The sequence below is a fragment of the Bacillus sp. GMs2/2 genome (assembly GCF_050172095.1).
Taxonomy (GTDB): domain Bacteria; phylum Bacillota; class Bacilli; order Bacillales; family Bacillaceae_G; genus Bacillus_A; species Bacillus_A cereus.
Window position 1 is genome coordinate 1 of record NZ_JBNLYE010000479.1, and the last position, 2,560, is coordinate 2,560.

Consider the following 2,560-nt stretch of genomic DNA (forward strand, 5'->3'; position numbering starts at 1 on the left):
CATACTAATCAATGAAGTTTGACATATAATTAAGCAAGGGTAAAATAAAAGTGAGTACTCACTCATTTTATTGGAAAAGGAGGATGAAACATGCAACAACCTTCAATTATTTTACGGACTGTATCAAAAAGTTTTGGAAAAAAAGAAGTGTTACACAATCTTTCATTGCAAGTTGAAAAAGCAGAAATTTTTGGTTTTGTTGGACCTTCTGGATCGGGGAAAACAACGCTCATTAAAATGATTGCAGGTATTAATGAGGCAACGAAAGGTGAAGTGCTTGTTAATAATACTAATATGCCTAATTTAAATGAAATGAAAAGAATTGGTTATATGGCTCAGGCGGATGCATTATACGAAGAATTGTCAGCATATGAAAATGCAGATTTTATAGCAACGATGTATGGACTAAAGGGAAAACGTAAAAAGACAAGAATTGCAGAGGTTTTTGAACTTGTACAATTGTCTCAGTATATGAAAAAGCAAGTACAACAATTTTCAGGTGGAATGAAAAAACGCTTATCATTAGCAATAGCGCTCCTTCACGAACCAGAAATATTAATTTTAGATGAGCCTACAGTGGGGATAGATCCGCTTCTTAGAAAAACGATTTGGGAAAAATTTTATGATCTTAAAAAGAAAGGCACAACGATTATTGTAACGACGCACATTATGGATGAAGCTGAATTTTGTGAGCGTCTAGGGTTAATTAGAGAAGGGAAACTAGTTGCGGTTGGAACAACTGAAGAATTGAAAAAACGCGTGTCATCTGGACGGATTGAAGATGTCTTTTTGCTAGAAGAGGTGGTGCCATCATGAGAGTTACTGGTGTAATTATACGTATTATTCGTCAATTTTTTCGAGATAAGCGTTCGTTAGCAATGATGTTTGGAGCACCGATGTTATTACTTTGGCTTTTGTCACTAGTGTTTACACAGAAAGACTATATACCGCAAATTGCTGTTGTTGATATGCCCGCTCAAATAGTAAAAATGATGAAAAATCAAGAAGCGTCAATTTATGAATACAGTAAGGAAAAGGCGATTTCTGAGTTGGAAAAACAAAAAGTAGATGCAGTATTTCGTATAGAGAATGGAAAAATGAAACTTCTGTTGGAAGGTAGTGATTCGTCAAAAAATCGTGCTGTACTTCAAGTATTGCAAAAAAGCACAGAGAAGAATGATGTATCGATTATGAAACCTGAAGTAAATTATTTACATGGCTCTAAAGACTTTACGATGTTTGATGGGCTTGGTCCTGTATTAATTGGTTTCTTTACATTTTTCTTTGTATTTATATTATCAGGTGTATCTTTCGTAAGAGAACGTTTAAGTGGTACGCTAGAAAGGTTATTATCCACCCCAGTAAGAAGATGGGAAATAGTCGCAGGTTATATTATTGGTTTTGGAATCTTTGCCTTTATACAATCCATTATTATCGTAAGCTTTTCCGTTTATATTTTAGATTTATACGTAGCTGGCTCCATATGGCTAACGCTACTTATTACATGTATGCTCTCTTTAACTGCACTAACATTAGGTACGTTTTTATCGGCATACGCAAATAATGAATTTCAAATGATTCAATTTATACCGCTTGTTATAGTGCCACAAATCTTCTTTTCTGGATTGTTTCCAATGGAATCTATGAATAAGTGGCTCCAAATGTTAGGGAAAGCATTTCCACTCACATACGGCGCTGACGCAATGAGACAAGTGATGATTCGGAATCAAGGGTTTACAGAGATTGCATTAGATCTTACTGTGTTATTACTTTTTTCACTATTATTTGCAGTAGGAAATGTATTTGCTTTAAAGAAACATCGCAAAATATAATAATGACAAAAAGGAGCTTTATAAATGCAGAAGGATTGGCTGGAGGAATTAATAGCTGCAACTAATACGGATAAACGAAATGAACGTCAAATGCGAATATTAGAGGCGGCTGTTGATATGTTTGGAGAAAAAGGATACGCTTCAACTTCAACAAGTGAAATTGCAAAGCGTGCTGGTGTAGCGGAAGGAACCATCTTCCGCTACTATAAGACGAAAAAAGATTTATTACTAGCGGTCGTAATGCCAACTTTAACTAAGTTCGCTGCACCATTTTTCGTACAAACCTTTGCAAAAGAAATATTTAAATCAGAGTATGAATCGTATGAAGGACTTTTAAGGGTTGTAATTCATAATAGATTTAAATTTGCTCAAAAACACTTTCCTATGATAAAAATATTAATTCAAGAAGTACCATTTCAACCAGAACTAAAAAATGAAATACAGCAATTAGTAGAAACAGAACTGTTTTCACATTTCAAAAAGTTGATTGTGAAATTTCAAGAAGAAGGAGAGATTATTGAGATACCACCATCTTCCGTACTACGTCTTACTTTATCAGCTGTATTAGGTTTATTATTAACACGATTTTTATTATTGCCTGAAGAAAAATGGAATGATGAAGAAGAAATTGAAAATACGATTCAATTTATATTGTATGGATTAACTCCACGAATTTAATCGTCGAAGTGTGAATTACATACATTACTTTTTAAGTAAAAATAAATCGC

Annotated in this window: 3 protein-coding genes; all 3 read left to right on the forward strand. The window is 33.8% G+C overall.

Going from position 1 to position 2,560, the window contains the following annotated elements:
- The first annotated feature begins 90 nt into the window (after positions 1–90).
- Genes ACQGS6_RS26285 through ACQGS6_RS26295 form a run of 3 tightly spaced genes read left to right on the forward strand, consistent with a single transcriptional unit; the run spans position 91 to position 2,510 of the window.
- A complete protein-coding gene (locus ACQGS6_RS26285; RefSeq protein WP_001187071.1) occupies positions 91–816 on the forward strand; it encodes an ABC transporter ATP-binding protein in 726 nt (241 codons plus the stop codon).
- Positions 813–1,832, forward strand: coding sequence for an ABC transporter permease (locus tag ACQGS6_RS26290; protein ID WP_001266717.1), 1,020 nt, complete (start codon positions 813–815; stop codon positions 1,830–1,832). Before ACQGS6_RS26285 ends, ACQGS6_RS26290 begins: the two co-directional genes overlap by 4 nt.
- Before the next feature lie 24 nt (positions 1,833–1,856).
- On the forward strand, positions 1,857–2,510 hold the full coding sequence (locus ACQGS6_RS26295) for a TetR/AcrR family transcriptional regulator (protein WP_001168193.1): 654 nt from the start codon (positions 1,857–1,859) through the stop codon (positions 2,508–2,510).
- Positions 2,511–2,560 lie beyond the last annotated feature (50 nt).

Excerpts from the sequence above, each read along its gene's own strand:
- ACQGS6_RS26285 (WP_001187071.1), top strand. The coding sequence starts at position 91 with ATGCAACAACCTTCAATTATTTTACGGACTGTATCAAAAAGTTTTGGA.
- ACQGS6_RS26290 (WP_001266717.1), top strand. The coding sequence starts at position 813 with ATGAGAGTTACTGGTGTAATTATACGTATTATTCGTCAATTTTTTCGA.
- ACQGS6_RS26295 (WP_001168193.1), top strand. The coding sequence starts at position 1,857 with ATGCAGAAGGATTGGCTGGAGGAATTAATAGCTGCAACTAATACGGAT.